Origin of the sequence: Pseudooceanicola aestuarii (assembly GCF_010614805.1) — a bacterium.
GTDB lineage: Bacteria > Pseudomonadota > Alphaproteobacteria > Rhodobacterales > Rhodobacteraceae > Pseudooceanicola > Pseudooceanicola aestuarii.
The window spans coordinates 1,233,884-1,248,757 of record NZ_JAAFZC010000001.1 but is presented as its reverse complement, the minus strand read 5'-3'; the positions used below and the strand labels follow the sequence as shown (position 1 = coordinate 1,248,757).

Here is a 14,874-nt window from a genome sequence, read left to right as displayed (position 1 = left end):
TCAGACGGAGGAGGCCGCCAGCGCGGCGTCCATCAGCTCCCGAATCTTGACCTCGCGGGTGTCGGCGATCAGGCGCCCGACCTCGCCGTCGCCCTTCAGCACCACCAGCGTGGACCGGCGTGGCACACGCAGCCGCTGGGTGAATTGCGACCGGGCGTAGGTGTCCCAATCCACGGCGATAAAGGTGATGTTGGCCTCGTATTCCGGGTTCTCGGCCTTCAGCCGATCCATGACCTGTTCCTGCGCCTTGCAGGTGGCGCACCAGCTTGCCTTGAAATCCAGAAACACGGTTTCGCCCGCCGCCAGCCGGTCCTTGACCAGGCCGGGGGTGTAATCCAGCGGCGCGGCGTGGATCGGCAGAGCCAGAAGCGTGGCCGCGGCGGCCCCGGTGGTCAGGAATGCGCGTCGTATCATCAGGTTTCCCTTTCTATTCATATGGAGACAGAGAGGTTGAGCAGCCAATTCGGCATCGCCTCCACTGCCCAGGCCTCGATCGCGTGATGCAGCCGGAACAGGATCGCCAGGCCCACGGCGACGAAGATCACGCCCAGGATGGCGTGGGACCGTTCGGCCAGATGGCGCATCCGGTCGCGGTGCCGGGTCAGCAGCGACCGCGCCCCATAGCCCAACCCCAGAACAAGGGTGGCGACACCGCCGGCAAAGAAGGTCATGATCACCGCCGCGCGGCCCAGGCTCTCCCCCGAGGAGGCCAGCGCGATCGCGCCGCCCAGCGTCGGGCCGACGCAGGGGCTCCAGACCGCACCGAGAAGCAGACCGGCCAGAAACTGGCCTCGTGCGCCGCCGGCCTCGATCCGACCGATACGGGCATCCGCCCCGGCAGCGACCCCCGCCGTGGCCATCGAAAACACCGCCCCCGCGCGCGGCAGCAACAGCACCGCGCCAAATCCGATCATCAGCACTGCCCCCACCTGGGAGATCAGCCGTTCGTCGATGCCCAAGGCAAAGCCGAAACCGGCGACCACCACCCCCAGCACCACGAAGGACAGCGCCATCCCCCCCGCCAGGGCCAGCGGCCCGCGCGGACTGGCCTGCAAGGCAGCGCCCAGGACAATCGGCAGAACCGGCAGCACGCAGGGGTTCACCAGGGTCAGCAGACCGGCAAGATAGGCAAGGATCAGCTCCATGCCCAAGGGTTTACCCGTGCGCGCGCCGCTGTCATCCAACATATCCGTGAGGCATGGCCTCGCCTTGCGCTGACCGGTTCGCCTATCGGGCCGGGGCCTGCTTGGCCAATTGCACGGCCAGGATGCCGGCCATCACGATCAGCACGCCGACCACGTCCAGCGGGCCGATGCGTTCGCCCAGCACCACGGCCGCGACCAGCACACCGAAGAACGGGTTCAGGAAATGGAATGTCGCCGCCCGGACCGCGCCGATCATGTTGACCAGCGTGAACCAGACCCAGGTCGCAATCAGGCCGGGAAACAACGTGGTGTACAGAAAGGCCACGATCAGCTGCCAGGTCCAGGTCACCTGCCAGTCTTCCAGCAGCAGGGCCGCCACGGCCAGGCAGGCCGATCCGACCAGCATCTGCAACCCGACCACCATCAGCACGTTCCCCCCCGACGTCGCGCCGCGCGCCGTCAGGGTCGCAACGCTGAGGGCTGCGGCACCAAGCAGGCACAGCAGAATACCCAGCGGATCGGAGCCCGCCTCGATCCGGGTGCCCATGATCAGGGCGGTGCCCACGAACCCCAGCAACAGCCCCAGAATCGCCAGCCCGCGCAGCCGCTCCCCCAGCAGCAGCCAGCCCGCGGCGCCCACCATCAACGGCATGGTCGACGCGATAATGGAGGCAAACCCCGCCTCGATCCATTGCATGGCGACGAAGAACAGGCCCAGGTACAGCGCGTTCTGGCAGATGCCGAAGATCAGCGTGGCCCGCCACTGGCCCCGGTCGAGGTGCCAGCTTTGTCCCGATGCGCGTGCCACGGCGATGCCGATCATCCCCGCCAGCAGAAACCGCAGCGCCAGCGAGGTCAGCGGCGGCGCCTGCGCCACGATCACCCGCGCCGAGGCAAAGGCCGAGGACCACAAGAACGCGAACAGCAGGCCCAGCGCCACGGCTTTCAGCGTCAGGCCGGGGGCAGCGTCAGGGCCGGAAGAATGCTGCGGGGTCAGGCCGGGAGCGGGGCGCATAATCGTCCTTTCGGGGCAGGTGCGGGCGGTCTGGGGCGGTTGGGGACGGACAGAAACGGGCAGCGGGCGCGTGGACCCCTTGCACCGGCCCCCGCGAAGACCGGCACCCTGCCGCGACTGGCCGGCGGGGGCAAGGCCCGGCAAGCATGCTCCGGCGGGCACGACGCCTGCGGGTGGACACCGACGGGAGGATGCGGACAGGTGGCCGATGCCGGGCGGCACCGTGGACAGCCCCGAATGCGGGGCGGTCGCGGCTACCTTCGGACAAAGAAAAAGGCCGCCCCGAAGGGCAGCCCAATAACAACCGGCAGGGCCGGAGTCGGATCAGCCGTTGACGCTGTCCTTCAATGCCTTGGCGATGGTCATCTTGACCACCTTGTCGGCGTCTTTCTTGATCTGCTCGCCGGTGGCAGGGTTGCGCACCATCCGCTCGGGGCGTTCGCGGCAATAGATCTTGCCCACGCCGGGCAGGGTCACGGCACCGCCGGCCGACACGGCATCGGTGATCACCTTGGTGATCGCATCCAGCGCGGTGGATGCGGTTTTCTTGTCGGTGCCCATTTCCTCGGACAGCTGGGTCACGAGCTCGGTCTTGGTCATCGGTTTCGCCATTTCATGGTCTCCTTTCACTGCCCGGATAATGGGCCTCGTTTGCGCCATTTAACCTTATGTTGCGGGACAACACAAGAATTTGCCCTGCTTTGCAAGCCCTCGCCGAGATGCGCCATATCGTGACCCGAGGTCACAAGAACGCGGTTTCGTCAAAGGACCGCAGCTTGCGGCTATGAATTCGTTCCAGCGGCATGTCGCGCAGCCGTTCCATGGCCCGAATTCCGATCATCAGGTGGCGTGCGACCTGCGTCTTGTAGAAATCGCTCGCCATGCCCGGAAGCTTCAGCTCTCCGTGCAACGGCTTGTCGGAAACGCACAAAAGCGTGCCGTAGGGCACCCGGAACCGGAACCCGTTGGCCGCGATCGTGGCGCTTTCCATATCCAGCGCGACGGCGCGGCTCTGGCTCAGGCGGTGGACCGGGCCGCGCTGGTCGCGCAATTCCCAGTTGCGATTGTCCAGACTGGCCACGGTGCCGGTGCGCATGATCCTTTTCAGATCATAGCCCTTCAACCGTGTCTCTTCGGCCACAGCTTCTTCCAGTGCGATCTGGATTTCGGCCAGCGCCGGAATCGGCACCCAGACCGGCAGGTCGTCGTCCAGCACCTTGTCCTCCCGCAGGTAGGCATGGGCCAGCACGAAATCGCCCAGCGATTGCGAGTTCCGCAGCCCGGCGCAATGGCCGACCATCACCCAGGCATGGGGGCGCAGCACCGCGATATGGTCCGTCGCCGTCTTGGCGTTGGAGGGGCCGACGCCGATGTTGACAAGGGTAATCCCCATGTTGCCGGGCCGTTTCAGGTGATAAGCGGGCATCTGTGGCATCTTCAGCGTGGCGGGGATATCGCCCAGCGGCTCCGTGATCTCGACATTGCCGGTGCTGACAAAGCTGGTGTAGCCGCTGTCGGGATCGGCGAGCGCATTGCGGGCGAACGTCTCGAATTCAGAGACGTAGAACTGGTAATTGGTGAACAGGACGTGGTTCTGGAAATGCTCCGGGTCGGTCGCGGTGTAATGCGCCAGCCGGGCCAGCGAATAATCCACCCGCTGCGCGGTGAAGGGCGCCAGCGGTTCGGTCCCGTCGGCGCCGGGCGCATGGGTGCCGTTGACGATGTCGTCATTGGTGGTCGCCAGGTCAGGAACGTCGAACACGTCGCGCAGCGGGAAATCCGCCGCGCCTTCCTGCGGGATGGTCACCGCGCTGGAGGCGACGGCGAAATGCACCGGCATCGGCGTATCCGAAACGCCGATCACCACTTCCACGTCATGGTTTTCGATCAGCAGCCGGATCTGCTGGGTCAGGTAATTGCGAAACAGATCAGGCCGGGTGATCGTCGCGGCATGGGTGCCCGGCGCCGAGACATGGCCAAAGCTCAGGCGGCTGTCCACCTTGGCAAAGCTGGAGGTGGTCAGCCGGATCTCGGGGTAGAAGGCGCGGATGCGGCCCTGCGGACGGCCCTCGCGCATCGTGGCCTGAAAATGGACTTGCAGGAAATCCGCCGCCTGCCGGTACAACAGCATCAGCCGATCGACCGCCGCGGCGGGATCGCGAAACCCCTGCGGCGCGGGGTGGTCGGGGGTCTGGATGTCGGCGGCTGTGATCTGCGGCATGTGCGGCTCCGGCTTTTGTCTCTTTTGCGCCGTTTTGCCCCTGTAACACAAGGGCCACGCTTCGCACTTGCACCTGGCGGCGGGGGGCCGCATGAACGGGGGATGACCCGGTGCCTTCTCTCTGTCGGTCACGGCTATTCGGCCCGTGCCCTTGCCCGCCTGCTGCCCCGCGATGCCTGGGAGGTTCACGGAACCACCCGCAGCCCGGAGCGCCGCGCCGCGCTGGCCGATACCGGCGTGGTGGCGCATGTCTTTCCCGGCGACGACCTGTCCGGGCTGCTGGACCGGGCGACGCATGTCCTGATCTCCGCCGGACCGGATGACACCGGCGATCCGACCCTGCGCCACCTGCACGCCGCCATCGCGCGCAATGCCGCGCGGCTGGACTGGGTGGGCTACCTGTCCACCACCGGGGTCTATGGCGATCACGGCGGCGGCTGGGTGGACGAGGACACGCCCCTGACCCCCAGCACCCGGCGCGGCCGCGCCCGCGTCGCGGCCGAGACGGAGTGGCGCGCCATCCCCGACCTGCCGCTGCACATATTCCGGCTGGCGGGGATCTACGGCCCCGGACGCGGTCCTTTTGCCAAGGTGCGGGCCGGCACGGCGCGGCGGATCCTGAAGACCGGACAGGTGTTTTCCCGCATCCATGTCGACGATATCGCGCAGGTGCTGGCCGCCTCCATCGCGCAGCCCGATCCCGGCGCTGTCTACAACCTGTGCGACGATGACCCGGCTCCGCCGCAGGACGTCATCGCCCATGCCGCGCAGCTGCTGGGCCTGCCCCTGCCCCCGGCCGAGGATTTCGACACCGCCGAGATGACCCCCATGGCCCGCAGCTTCTATGCCGAAAGCAAGCGGGTGCGGAACGACCGGATCAAGCGCGACCTGGGCGTCACCTTGCGCCATCCCGACTACCGGTCCGGCCTTGCCGCCTTGCTGAAGACAGAAAACACTGGACCTGCGTGAACCGGACAGCGCACCGTGCGTTGGCATCTCATGGAGACAGCAACCATGGCAGACAGCCCCCGCCACAGCGGCACACAGGATTTCCGGCAATTGTCGGATATTCTGGACGCCATGGAAAACGCCGATCGCGACGGACAGATCACCATCGGTGACATCCTGGACGAGGTCGGCACCCGGTCCTTTGCGCCGATCATCCTGGTCCCGGCGCTGATCCTTGTCTCGCCGCTATCGGGGATCTTCGGCCTGCCGACGATCGGGGCAATGTTCATCTTCCTGATCACGGCGCAGAAACTGGTGGGGCGGCACACTGTCTGGATGCCCAATGTGCTGACCCGGCGCGGCGTGCGGACCCAGCGGGTGCAAAAGGCCGTGAGCTGGTTGCGCCGCCCTGTCGCCTGGATCGACGCGCGCACACACCGGCGGCTGACGGCCTTTGTCACGCGGGCGACCAACATGTTCACGCTGACGGTGATCGCCGCCATCTGCCTGGTGATTCCGTTTCTCGAAGTGCTGCCCATGGTCACCTCGGTCTTTGCGGCGGCGATTGCGCTGTTTGCCATCGGCCTTTTGGCGCGGGACGGGCTGTTCACCCTGCTGGGCTATGTTCAGGTGGGCATCAGTGGATGGCTGGTCTGGTGGCTGGTCACCACCGGAACGGGCGGCTGAACTCCCGGCCTGACCCGGACGGGTCCGCGCGCGGGGCCGTTTTCAGGCGCGGCGGCTCAGCCGCTCTACGCCCAGAACGTCCAGCACCCGTGCCTCGATATCCGCAGCGCTCAGCTTTGCGGTGGCATACATGTCCTCGGGCGTGGCCTGATCGATGAAGGTATCGGGCAGAACCATGGACCGGAACTTCAGCCCGCCGTCAAAGACCCCTTCGTCCGCCAGCAACTGTGTCACATGCGCGCCAAAGCCGCCAACGGCGCCCTCCTCGATCGTGATCAGCGCCTCGTGGTCGGCGGCCAGTTGCAGGATCAGTTCCCGATCCAGCGGCTTGGCAAAGCGGGCATCGGCGATGGTGGGGGCGATCCCCCGCGCCTCCAGCGCCTCGGCGGCTTTCAGAACCTCGCCCAGACGGGTGCCAAAGGACAGGATGGCCACGCGCCCGCCTTCGCGGATCATGCGGCCCCGGCCGATTTCCAGCACCTCGCCACGTTCCGGCATCTCCACCCCCTGCCCTTCGCCCCGCGGGTAGCGAAAGGCGATCGGCCCCGCGTCATGCGCGGCGGCGGTGGCCACCATATGCGCCAGCTCCGCCTCGTCGGCGGCGGCCATCACGACAAACCCCGGAAGGTTGGACAGGAAGGCGATGTCGAAGCTGCCCGCATGGGTCGCCCCGTCGGCGCCCACCAACCCGGCGCGGTCCACGGCAAAACGTACCGGCAGGCGCTGGATCGCGACATCATGCACCACCTGGTCATAGCCGCGTTGCAGGAACGTCGAATAGATCGCGCAGAAGGGCCGCAGCCCCCCCGCCGCCAGCCCGGCGGCAAAGGTCACGCCATGCTGTTCCGCGATCCCCACGTCGAACGTGCGCGAGGGGAAGCGTTCGGCCATCAGGTTCAACCCGGTGCCATCGGGCATCGCGGCGGTGACGGCGCAGATGCGGGGGTCTTCTCCCGCCAGCCGCACGAGTTCCTTGCCGAAGACAGAAGTATAGGACGGCGCGTTCGAGGCCTTCTTGGCCTGCTTGCCGGTGGAGACATCGAATTTGCCCGTGGCATGGCCCTTGTCGTCCGCCCGTTCGGCGGGGGCATAGCCCTTGCCCTTCGTGGTGATCGCATGGATCAGGATCGGCCCGTTGGCGCGGGTCTTCACCGTGCGCAGCACCGGCAACAACTGATTCAGGTCATGGCCGTCGATCGGCCCGACGTAGGAGAACCCAAGCTCCTCGAACAGGGTGCCGCCGACGGTCATGCTTTTCAGCATTTCCTTGGCCCGCTTGGCCCCCTCCTGGAAGGGCGGCGGCAGCAGGGACACCGCGCCCTTGGCTGCGGCCTTGAACTCCTGGAACGGGGCGCCGGCATAGAGGCGCGACAGATAGGACGACAACGCTCCCACCGGCGGCGCGATGGACATCTCATTGTCGTTCAGGATGACGATCAGGCGTTTGCCCAGCGCACCGGCGTTGTTCAGCGCCTCGAAGGCCATGCCTGCGCTCATCGCGCCATCCCCGATCACCGCGATGGCATCGCCCAGCCCATGGTCCGGCGCGCCGCCCAGATCGCGTGCCACGGCAAAGCCCAGCGCGGCGGAAATGGAGGTGGAGCTATGCGCCGCACCAAACGGATCAAACGGCGATTCAGACCGTTTGGTGAACCCCGACAGCCCGTCCTTCTGCCGCAGGGTGCGGATGCGGTCGCGACGTCCGGTCAGGATCTTGTGCGGGTAGCTCTGGTGACTGACGTCCCAGATCAGCCGGTCGCGCGGGGTGTCAAACACGGCATGCAGCGCGACGGTCAGTTCCACCACGCCCAGCCCGGCGCCCAGATGGCCGCCCGTCTCGGAAACGGCGGAAATCGTCTCGGCTCGCAGTTCTCCGGCCAGCTGCCGCAATTCCTCATCCGTCAGCCCCTTCATGTCGGCGGGGGCGGCAATACGGTCAAGAAGCGGGGTCTTGGGGCGGTCGATGGTCATGGCGGCCTCCTCCTCTCGGGTGGCTCAGGCTTGGCGCGAGATAACGAAGCGCGCGGCCTCTCGCAAGCGGTCCGCTGCCGCGCCGTAGGGGGCCAGCGCATCACAGGCGGCATCGGTCAGGCGCTGCGCCTCGCCCCGCGCGCCGTCCAGCCCCAGCAAGGAGACAAACGTCGCCTTGCCCGCGGCGTCGTCCTTGCCCACACGTTTGCCGGTGCGGGTCTCGCAGCCCTCGACATCCAAAATGTCGTCGGCGATCTGAAAGGCAAGGCCCAGATCGCGGGCATAGGCGCGCAGCGGCGCGGGATCAGCGCCCGCCATCACCGGCCCGGCGGTGGCCGACCAGTCGAACAGCGCCCCGGTCTTCAGCGCCTGCAACCGGGTGATCTGCTTCAGCGTCAGGGGGGTGGCGGCGGTTTCGGCGGCGATGTCCATCACCTGGCCCAACACCATCCCCGCCCCACCGGCAGAGCGCGCCAGCCCGGCCAGCAGCGCCAGCCGCCGCGCATCCGGCAGGTCGGCCCCCGCCACCAGGTCAAAGGCCAGCGCCTGTAGCGCATCGCCCACCAACACGCCGGTGGCCTGGTCCCATTTGACATGGACGGTGGGCTGCCCCCGGCGCAGGTCGTCGTCATCCATGCAGGGCAGATCGTCATGGACCAGCGAATAGGAATGCATCGCCTCGATGGCGGCGGCCACGTCCAGCGCCGGCGCGCGGTCCACGCCATGCAGCGCCGCGCCCTCCAGCACCAGGAAGGCGCGCAGCCGCTTGCCGCCCGCGCAGGCATAGCGCATGGCCTCGCCCAGCGTGCCCTCCACCGGGGCCAGGCGCTGCGACAGGCGGGTCGACACGGCCGCGACCGCATCGGCCAGCGCGGCGTCGAACATTCAGAGACCCTCGGCCGGTTTCAGCCCGGCGGCGGAGCCGTCGCCATCGGTGGTGATCAGGCGCACCTTTTCCTCCGCTTCCGCCAGCTTGGCGTCGCAATGCTTCTTCAGAAGCGCGCCACGCTCATAAAGGGCGATGGATTGTTCAAGCGCGACCTCGCCGTTTTCCAGCTGGGTCACGACGCCCTCCAGCTCTTTCATCGCCTGTTCAAAGGACATTTCGGGAATCGGCTGATCGGACGGCTGATCGGGCATGGCGGGAGTCTCCTGGTGACCTCGGGCTGCACCATAGGCGGGCGCGGGGCAAGGTTCAATTCCGGCGCGCCGCCCGGGCCCGGATGACGCGGCGCCCCGCCAGATGTCGCGCGCCCGGCGGCGCGGGCAGGACCGCGCGGATTGACGAAACACCACCGCGCTCGCCATTCTGAGGGGATGAACCTGCTGCGCGAAACATCCCTGGATACCCACCCCGAAGCGGCAATCGACGCCGCCCGCCGGATGGAGGAGATCCTGACCGCCCATCCCGACGGCGCGGTGACGGAGATCCTGCGCCTGGTCCCCGACCGGCGCGCGGTCTTTGCCGGGCATTGGCAGGGCAGAGCCGCAATCTTCCGGTTGGCTCTCTGCGCGACGGAAACGGCGGAGATCACCGCCCAATGGGGCGAAATGCAGCGCCTCGCGCCCACGATGTCAGACGGCCCGCACCGCATCGCGTCGCCACTGGCGCTGCTGCCGGGGGGCATTGTGCTGGTGGCCGGCACTGTCGCGGGGGTGCCGCTGCTGAACCATCTGTGGGCGCTGGACCCCGCGCGCCGCATCGCCGAACAGGCCCGCGCCGCCGGATGGCTGGCCGCCTATACCCGGAACACCGAGGATTGGCGCCCGGTCAATCGCGGCCCCTGGCGCAGCTGGGCGGCCGAGGCGGTGCCGCGCCAGCCCCATCCCCGCCTTCAGAAGGTCGAGGCGCGGCTGTTGCAAAAATTCCACCGCCTGTCGCGCCTGATCGGGGGCGATTGCACGTGGCGCACGGTGATCTGCCACGGCGATTTCCATCCCAACAACCTGTTGCGCGACGATCAGGCCCTGCATGGCATCGACCTGGGCGCCGGGCTGCGCGCGCCGGTCTATCGCGACGTGGCGCGGTTTCTGGTCCATGCCGCCCGGCGCGACATGTTGCCCGGACGGCGCCGCCATTTCGGCGTCGATGCGGAGGGTTTCGACGCCTTTGCCGACGCCTTCCGGATGACAGAGCGGGAGCGGACGCTCTACCTGCCGTTCTTCATCACCTTCGAGACGCTGATCCGGGTGGAGCATCCGCGGATGCCGGCCAGACGCATCGCCCATACGCGGGCAATGTCCGACGCCCTGCTGGAGGATCTGCGCCAGCTGGTGCGCGGCTGAGCGGACAGGCCCGCCAGGCCGCGCCGCGCCTTCATCCAGCCCCGGCCCCCGCCTGGCCCCGGCCCCCGGCGGCGATCAGGGCATCCACATGCGACGCGGCAGAGGCGGCCAGCCCCTCCAGCCCGTAGCCCCCTTCGAGGCAGGAGACCACGCGCCCCGCGCACAGCCGATCCGCCGCCGCGCAAAGCTGTTCGGTGATCCAGCCGAAATCCTCGGCCTCCAGCGCCAGACTGGCCAGCGGATCGTCCTTGTGCGCGTCGAACCCGGCCGAGATGAAAATCATCTGCGGCGCGAACCGCTCCAGCAGGGGCAGGATGCGGGCGGTGACGATCTTGCGGTAGATATCGCCCTCCGTCCCCTCCGACAGCGGGATGTTGGTCACGGTGCCATGGGGGCCCGTCTCCGCCCGGTCGCCGGTGCCGGGATACAGCGGCATCTGGTGGGTGGAGACGAACAGGATGCGCGGATCGTTCTGCACCAGATCCTGGGTGCCGTTGCCGTGGTGCACATCCGGGTCGATGATGGCCACGCGGTCCAGCCCGTGGACCTCAAGCGCGTGTTTCGCGGCAACGGCGACATTGCCGAACAGGCAGAAGCCCATCGGCTTCCGCGCCTCCGCATGGTGGCCCGGCGGGCGGGTGGCGACAAAGGCGTTGCGCGCCTGACCCGCCATTACCATATCGACCGCCCGGCAGGCCCCACCCGCCGCCCGCATCGCGGCGGCCAGCGATCCGTTCACCATCCAGGTGTCCGGGTCCAGCTGCACCGCACCCGCCCCTGCCGCCGGTTCGGCGGCGCGCACCGCGTCCAGATGGGTCTGGGGATGGGCGCGCAGAAGCTGCTCATCGGTGGCGCGCGGGGCGTCGTGGCGGTCCAGCGCCTTGCCCTCCAGCGCGGCCAGCACGGCATGAAGCCGCTCAACCCGTTCGGGATGCCCCTCCGGGGTGATGTGGCCGTGGCAATCCGCGTGGGTCAGCAGTGCCGTGGTCATGCGCCTTTCCTCCCTTGTCGTCCGCGCGGGCCTGGCCCGCCTCACTCCGGCATCAGCATGTAGCCCGCGCCACGCACCGTCTGAAGGTAGCGCGGCTGCTTCGGATCGCGTTCGATCTTGCGCCGCAGCCGGGTGATCTGCACGTCCACCGCGCGTTCCTGCGACTGCCCGGCATCCCGTCCGGCGCCGCGGCCCAACTCCTCAACCAGTTGCAGGCGGGACAACGATTCGCCGGGGTGCGCCGCGAAGACCCGCATCAGCTGCACCTCCGTCGCGGTCAGCCGCACCGGCGCATCGCCGCGCCACAACTCCCCCCGGTCAAGATCATAGCGGACCTCTCCCAGGTGCAGCACCTTGGGCACCGCGTCACTGCTGATCGTGTCGGGCACACGGCGCAGGATGGCATTGATCCGCAGCAGCAATTCGCGCGGCTCGAACGGTTTGACCAGATAATCGTCGGCGCCGGCCTCCAGCCCGCGAATGCGGTCCTCCGTTTCGCCGCGGGCGGTCAGCAACAGCACCGGCGTGGCCGAGGTTTCGCGCAGGCTGGCCGTCAGGCTGACACCGTCCTCGCCCGGCATCATCACGTCCAGCACCAGCAGGTCGAATTCCAGCCCCTGCAACAGCCGCCGCGCATGGGCGGCATCGCGCGCCTGCGAGGTCAGGAACCCGTTGCGGCGCAGGAACCGGGCCAGCAGGTCGCGGATACGTTCGTCATCGTCGACGATCAGGATATGCGGCGCGGGGTCGATCATCCCTTGCCCTCCCGCAGGGTGAGGCAGGTGCGGCGCATCTCCGGCTCCATCATCGCTTCCAGCACCTGACGGAACCCGGCGACGGCCTCCGGCCCGGCCTGGCGATAGGCGGCCCGCATCTGGCGGCGCTGGGCATGGGACAGCCGGGCCTCCAGCGCGATGCCTTCTTCCGTCAGGTAGAGGTGTCGCTCGCGCTTGTCGGCACGTCCGACGCGGCTTTCGACCATGCCATCGGCGACCAATGTGCGCAGCACACGGTTCAGCGATTGCTTGGTCACGCCCAGGATGGTCAGCAGACGGTTCACGTTCATCCCCGGCGCGCGGGCGATGAAATGCAACGCCCGGTGGTGCGCGCGCCCGTAGGCCAGCCCCTCCAGGATCTGATCGGGCGCGGCTGTAAAGCCCCGGTAGGCGAAGAACATCGCCTCGATCCCCTGCCGCAATTGTTCGTCCGTCAGGAAAAGGAGGCTGTCGCCCAGCTGTGTATCGGACATGGATCCTCCGGTTTCTGGCCTTTGCGAAACTACGTCAGCGGCAGGGCCAATCCAATACGTTTCTCCGGCCGCGCGGCAATATAAGTCAGCCTTGTTGACATGAAACGAATCTCTGGCTAGGAAAACCCCGTAGCAGCGCAACTTTTTGTCCCTGCCGGACCTGTCGCGCGCAACAAATGAAAATTCTGCAAGGAGACGGGCCGATGAGCGCATATGATGATCGCGACGGCAAAATCTGGTTGGACGGTGAGATGGTCGATTGGCGCGCGGCCAACGTACATCTGCTGAGCCACGCGCTGCACTACGCCTCCTCCGTGTTCGAGGGGGAGCGCTGCTACAACGGCAAGATCTTCAAGAGCGTGGAGCATTCCGAACGCCTTATCGCCTCTGCCCGGATGCTGGATTTCGAAATCCCCTACACTGTCGAGGAAATCGAGAAGGCGAAATACGACATGCTGGCCGCCAACGGCTGGACCGACGCCTATGTGCGCGTCGTCGCCTGGCGCGGCGCGGGAGAGGACATGGGCGTCTCGGCCCGCAAGAATCCCGTGCGCCTGGCCGTCGCCGGCTGGGAATGGGGCAATTACTACGGGGATGCCAAGATGGTCGGTGCCAAGCTGGACATCGCCAAGTGGAAACGCCCCTCCCCCGAGACGATCCCGGTGCATGCCAAGGCCGCCGGCCTCTACATGATCTGCACCATGTCCAAGCACGAAGCGGAGAACAAGGGCTGCTCCGACGCGCTGTTCATGGATTATCGCGGCTACGTGGCAGAGGCGACCGGTGCCAACATCTTCTTCGTCAAGGACGGCGAAGTGCACACCCCGCTGGCCGACGTCTTCCTGAACGGCATCACCCGCCGCACCGTCATCGGGATGCTGAAGGACCGCCAGATCCCCGTGCACGAACGTCACATCATGCCGGAAGAGCTGGCGAGCTTTGAGCAATGCTGGCTGACCGGCACCGCGGCCGAGGTCACCCCCGTGGGCCAGATCGGCGACTATACCTTCGAAGTCGGCGCCCTGACCCGCGATATCGCCGAAAGCTACGAGGCGCTGGTGCGGAGTTAAGTCCACCCACCCCGAACGACGAAGGGCCGGCCCCCGAGGGACCGGCCCTTTTTCATGCGTGGCGCGTGCCCCCTACCCCGGCGACATCCCCCGCAGCCGTTCGGACCGGCGGCGCAGGAGTTCGACCGTGGTCAGCAGCGCGATGGAGATCACCACCAGGATTGTCGCCACCGCCAGGATGGTCGGCGAGATCTGTTCGCGCAGTCCGATGAACATCTGCCAGGGCAGCGTCTTCTGCGCGGCAGAGCCGACGAACAGCACCACGACCACCTCGTCGAACGACGTGATGAAGGCGAACAATCCACCGGAGATCACCCCCGGCAGGATCAACGGCATCTGCACCCGGAAGAACGTGGTGACCGGATCGGCCCCCATATTCGCCGCCGCCCGTGTCAACGACCGGTCGAAGCCCACCAGCGTGGCCGTCACCGTGATGATGACGAAGGGGATGCCCAGGACTGCGTGGGCCAGGATCACCTTGATATAGCCGACAAAGCTTTTTGACAGGCCCAGGGATCCTTCGAGGAAATTGCCCAGCGTCGAATAGAAGAAGAACATCCCCGTGGCCGAGATGATCAGCGGCACGATCATCGGCGAGATCATGATCGCCATGATCGGCCGGCGAAAGGGCACATGCGATTGCGACAGCCCGATCGCCGCCAACGTGCCCAGCGAGACGGAGATCATCGTCGCGATGGGCGCGATGATCAGGGAGTTCTTCAGCGCCAATTGCCAGTCAGAGGTGCCGAAGAAGTCGCGGTAGTGCTTCAGCGAATAGCCCTCGGGGTCAAGGCGCAGCATCTCCGGGGTGAAGGTAAAGAAATCCTCGGCGTTGAAGGACAGCGGCATCACCACCACGATCGGCGCGATCAGGAAGAAGAAGATCAGCCCGCAGATGAACATCAGCGTGTTGTGCCACAGGGTCTGGCCCGGGGTGGAATAGATCGGCACCCCGTCCCGGAAATGGCCGCGCCCGATCCAGTAGACGAACCACGACATCACCGCCCCGATCAGCCCCAGCCCCAGGAATCCGCCAAGGCCGGCGAACAGCAGCCCCACCACGGCAAAGACCGCGATGGTGCCCCAGCGTCCGACCTGCCGCGACGGCGCGAAGGTCAGCAGCCCGTAGGCCAGCCCCGCCCCGATCACCGCGCCGAGGATCACCCCGACCAGCGCCGATCCCAACGCGTTCCCGGCGACAAAGCCGAAGAAGGCCCCCAACACCGCCACCATGGGAATGGTAAAGCCCGTCAGGCTGGGCGTTCCCTTGTCTATGCTCAGATCCGACATG

16 protein-coding genes are annotated in these 14,874 nt (G+C 67.1%); 4 read left to right on the top strand and 12 right to left on the bottom strand.

Going from position 1 to position 14,874, the window contains the following annotated elements:
* From G5A46_RS05830 to G5A46_RS05810, 5 genes are all read right to left on the bottom strand, one after another.
* A complete protein-coding gene (locus tag G5A46_RS05830; protein ID WP_163848165.1) occupies nt 1–414 on the bottom strand; it encodes a thioredoxin family protein in 414 nt (137 codons plus the stop codon).
* Between the two features lie 17 nt (nt 415–431).
* The gene (locus G5A46_RS05825) at nt 432–1,145 is read right to left on the bottom strand and encodes a cytochrome c biogenesis CcdA family protein (protein ID WP_163848163.1); all 714 of its coding nucleotides are present in this window, start codon (nt 1,143–1,145) and stop codon (nt 432–434) included.
* An 82-nt stretch (nt 1,146–1,227) separates the two neighbouring features.
* Nucleotides 1,228–2,100 carry a DMT family transporter gene (locus G5A46_RS05820; RefSeq protein ID WP_163849895.1) on the bottom strand — a complete coding sequence of 291 codons (873 nt, stop codon included), beginning with the start codon at nt 2,098–2,100 and terminating at the stop codon, nt 1,228–1,230.
* Nucleotides 2,101–2,484: 384 nt separating this feature from the next.
* Nucleotides 2,485–2,772 (bottom strand): HU family DNA-binding protein, encoded by a 288-nt coding sequence (locus G5A46_RS05815; protein WP_163848161.1) that lies wholly within the window; start codon nt 2,770–2,772, stop codon nt 2,485–2,487.
* 130 nt (nt 2,773–2,902) lie between these two features.
* Nucleotides 2,903–4,381 (bottom strand): AMP nucleosidase, encoded by a 1,479-nt coding sequence (locus G5A46_RS05810; protein WP_163848159.1) that lies wholly within the window; start codon nt 4,379–4,381, stop codon nt 2,903–2,905.
* 102 nt (nt 4,382–4,483) lie between these two features.
* On the opposite strand from G5A46_RS05810, the gene G5A46_RS05805 reads away from it, so the two are divergent.
* Together G5A46_RS05805 and G5A46_RS05800 are read left to right on the top strand one after the other, a co-directional pair.
* Complete coding sequence (locus tag G5A46_RS05805; RefSeq protein ID WP_163848157.1) at nt 4,484–5,350, top strand: SDR family oxidoreductase; 867 nt, start codon at nt 4,484–4,486, stop codon at nt 5,348–5,350.
* A 45-nt stretch (nt 5,351–5,395) separates the two neighbouring features.
* Complete coding sequence (locus tag G5A46_RS05800) at nt 5,396–6,016, top strand: exopolysaccharide biosynthesis protein (protein ID WP_239520628.1); 621 nt, start codon at nt 5,396–5,398, stop codon at nt 6,014–6,016.
* 42 nt (nt 6,017–6,058) lie between these two features.
* On the opposite strand, the gene dxs is transcribed toward G5A46_RS05800, so the two are convergent.
* The 3 genes from dxs to G5A46_RS05785 are packed head-to-tail and all read right to left on the bottom strand — an operon-like array spanning nt 6,059 to nt 9,127.
* Nucleotides 6,059–7,987 (bottom strand): 1-deoxy-D-xylulose-5-phosphate synthase, encoded by a 1,929-nt coding sequence (dxs, locus tag G5A46_RS05795; protein ID WP_163848155.1) that lies wholly within the window; start codon nt 7,985–7,987, stop codon nt 6,059–6,061.
* A 24-nt stretch (nt 7,988–8,011) separates the two neighbouring features.
* Nucleotides 8,012–8,872 carry a polyprenyl synthetase family protein gene (locus G5A46_RS05790; protein WP_163848153.1) on the bottom strand — a complete coding sequence of 287 codons (861 nt, stop codon included), beginning with the start codon at nt 8,870–8,872 and terminating at the stop codon, nt 8,012–8,014.
* Nucleotides 8,873–9,127 (bottom strand): exodeoxyribonuclease VII small subunit, encoded by a 255-nt coding sequence (locus G5A46_RS05785; RefSeq protein ID WP_163848152.1) that lies wholly within the window; start codon nt 9,125–9,127, stop codon nt 8,873–8,875.
* A 141-nt stretch (nt 9,128–9,268) separates the two neighbouring features.
* On the opposite strand from G5A46_RS05785, the gene G5A46_RS05780 reads away from it, so the two are divergent.
* The gene (locus G5A46_RS05780; protein WP_163848150.1) at nt 9,269–10,273 is read left to right on the top strand and encodes a phosphotransferase; all 1,005 of its coding nucleotides are present in this window, start codon (nt 9,269–9,271) and stop codon (nt 10,271–10,273) included.
* 31 nt (nt 10,274–10,304) lie between these two features.
* Here G5A46_RS05780 and G5A46_RS05775 read toward each other — a convergent pair whose 3' ends face one another.
* From G5A46_RS05775 to G5A46_RS05765, 3 genes are read right to left on the bottom strand one after another with little or no spacing between them, the layout of a single operon-like run.
* On the bottom strand, nt 10,305–11,264 hold the full coding sequence (locus G5A46_RS05775; protein ID WP_163848148.1) for a histone deacetylase family protein: 960 nt from the start codon (nt 11,262–11,264) through the stop codon (nt 10,305–10,307).
* A 41-nt stretch (nt 11,265–11,305) separates the two neighbouring features.
* Nucleotides 11,306–12,019 carry a response regulator gene (locus tag G5A46_RS05770; RefSeq protein ID WP_163848146.1) on the bottom strand — a complete coding sequence of 238 codons (714 nt, stop codon included), beginning with the start codon at nt 12,017–12,019 and terminating at the stop codon, nt 11,306–11,308.
* Nucleotides 12,016–12,513: a MarR family winged helix-turn-helix transcriptional regulator gene (locus G5A46_RS05765; RefSeq protein WP_163848144.1), complete on the bottom strand. Its 498-nt coding sequence runs from the start codon at nt 12,511–12,513 to the stop codon at nt 12,016–12,018. The genes G5A46_RS05770 and G5A46_RS05765 overlap by 4 nt, the downstream gene beginning before the upstream one ends.
* Before the next feature lie 203 nt (nt 12,514–12,716).
* Here G5A46_RS05765 and G5A46_RS05760 point away from each other — a divergent pair, with 203 nt between their 5' ends.
* Nucleotides 12,717–13,583 (top strand): branched-chain amino acid aminotransferase, encoded by an 867-nt coding sequence (locus tag G5A46_RS05760; RefSeq protein ID WP_163848142.1) that lies wholly within the window; start codon nt 12,717–12,719, stop codon nt 13,581–13,583.
* Nucleotides 13,584–13,655: 72 nt separating this feature from the next.
* Here the strand turns inward: G5A46_RS05760 and G5A46_RS05755 are convergent, their stop codons facing one another.
* Nucleotides 13,656–14,873, bottom strand: a complete 1,218-nt coding sequence (locus G5A46_RS05755) for an ABC transporter permease (protein ID WP_163848140.1) — start codon at nt 14,871–14,873, stop codon at nt 13,656–13,658.
* Nucleotide 14,874: the final 1 nt, after the last annotated feature.

Coding starts and splice junctions, on each gene's coding strand:
- G5A46_RS05755 (WP_163848140.1), bottom strand. CDS start 14,873: ATGTCGGATCTGAGCATAGACAAGGGAACGCCCAGCCTGACGGGCTTT.
- G5A46_RS05825 (WP_163848163.1), bottom strand. CDS start 1,145: ATGGAGCTGATCCTTGCCTATCTTGCCGGTCTGCTGACCCTGGTGAAC.
- G5A46_RS05760 (WP_163848142.1), top strand. CDS start 12,717: ATGAGCGCATATGATGATCGCGACGGCAAAATCTGGTTGGACGGTGAG.
- G5A46_RS05815 (WP_163848161.1), bottom strand. CDS start 2,772: ATGGCGAAACCGATGACCAAGACCGAGCTCGTGACCCAGCTGTCCGAG.
- G5A46_RS05790 (WP_163848153.1), bottom strand. CDS start 8,872: ATGTTCGACGCCGCGCTGGCCGATGCGGTCGCGGCCGTGTCGACCCGC.
- G5A46_RS05830 (WP_163848165.1), bottom strand. CDS start 414: ATGATACGACGCGCATTCCTGACCACCGGGGCCGCCGCGGCCACGCTT.
- G5A46_RS05805 (WP_163848157.1), top strand. CDS start 4,484: ATGACCCGGTGCCTTCTCTCTGTCGGTCACGGCTATTCGGCCCGTGCC.
- G5A46_RS05800 (WP_239520628.1), top strand. CDS start 5,396: ATGGCAGACAGCCCCCGCCACAGCGGCACACAGGATTTCCGGCAATTG.
- G5A46_RS05770 (WP_163848146.1), bottom strand. CDS start 12,019: ATGATCGACCCCGCGCCGCATATCCTGATCGTCGACGATGACGAACGT.
- G5A46_RS05765 (WP_163848144.1), bottom strand. CDS start 12,513: ATGTCCGATACACAGCTGGGCGACAGCCTCCTTTTCCTGACGGACGAA.
- G5A46_RS05785 (WP_163848152.1), bottom strand. CDS start 9,127: ATGCCCGATCAGCCGTCCGATCAGCCGATTCCCGAAATGTCCTTTGAA.
- G5A46_RS05775 (WP_163848148.1), bottom strand. CDS start 11,264: ATGACCACGGCACTGCTGACCCACGCGGATTGCCACGGCCACATCACC.
- G5A46_RS05810 (WP_163848159.1), bottom strand. CDS start 4,381: ATGCCGCAGATCACAGCCGCCGACATCCAGACCCCCGACCACCCCGCG.
- dxs (WP_163848155.1), bottom strand. CDS start 7,987: ATGACCATCGACCGCCCCAAGACCCCGCTTCTTGACCGTATTGCCGCC.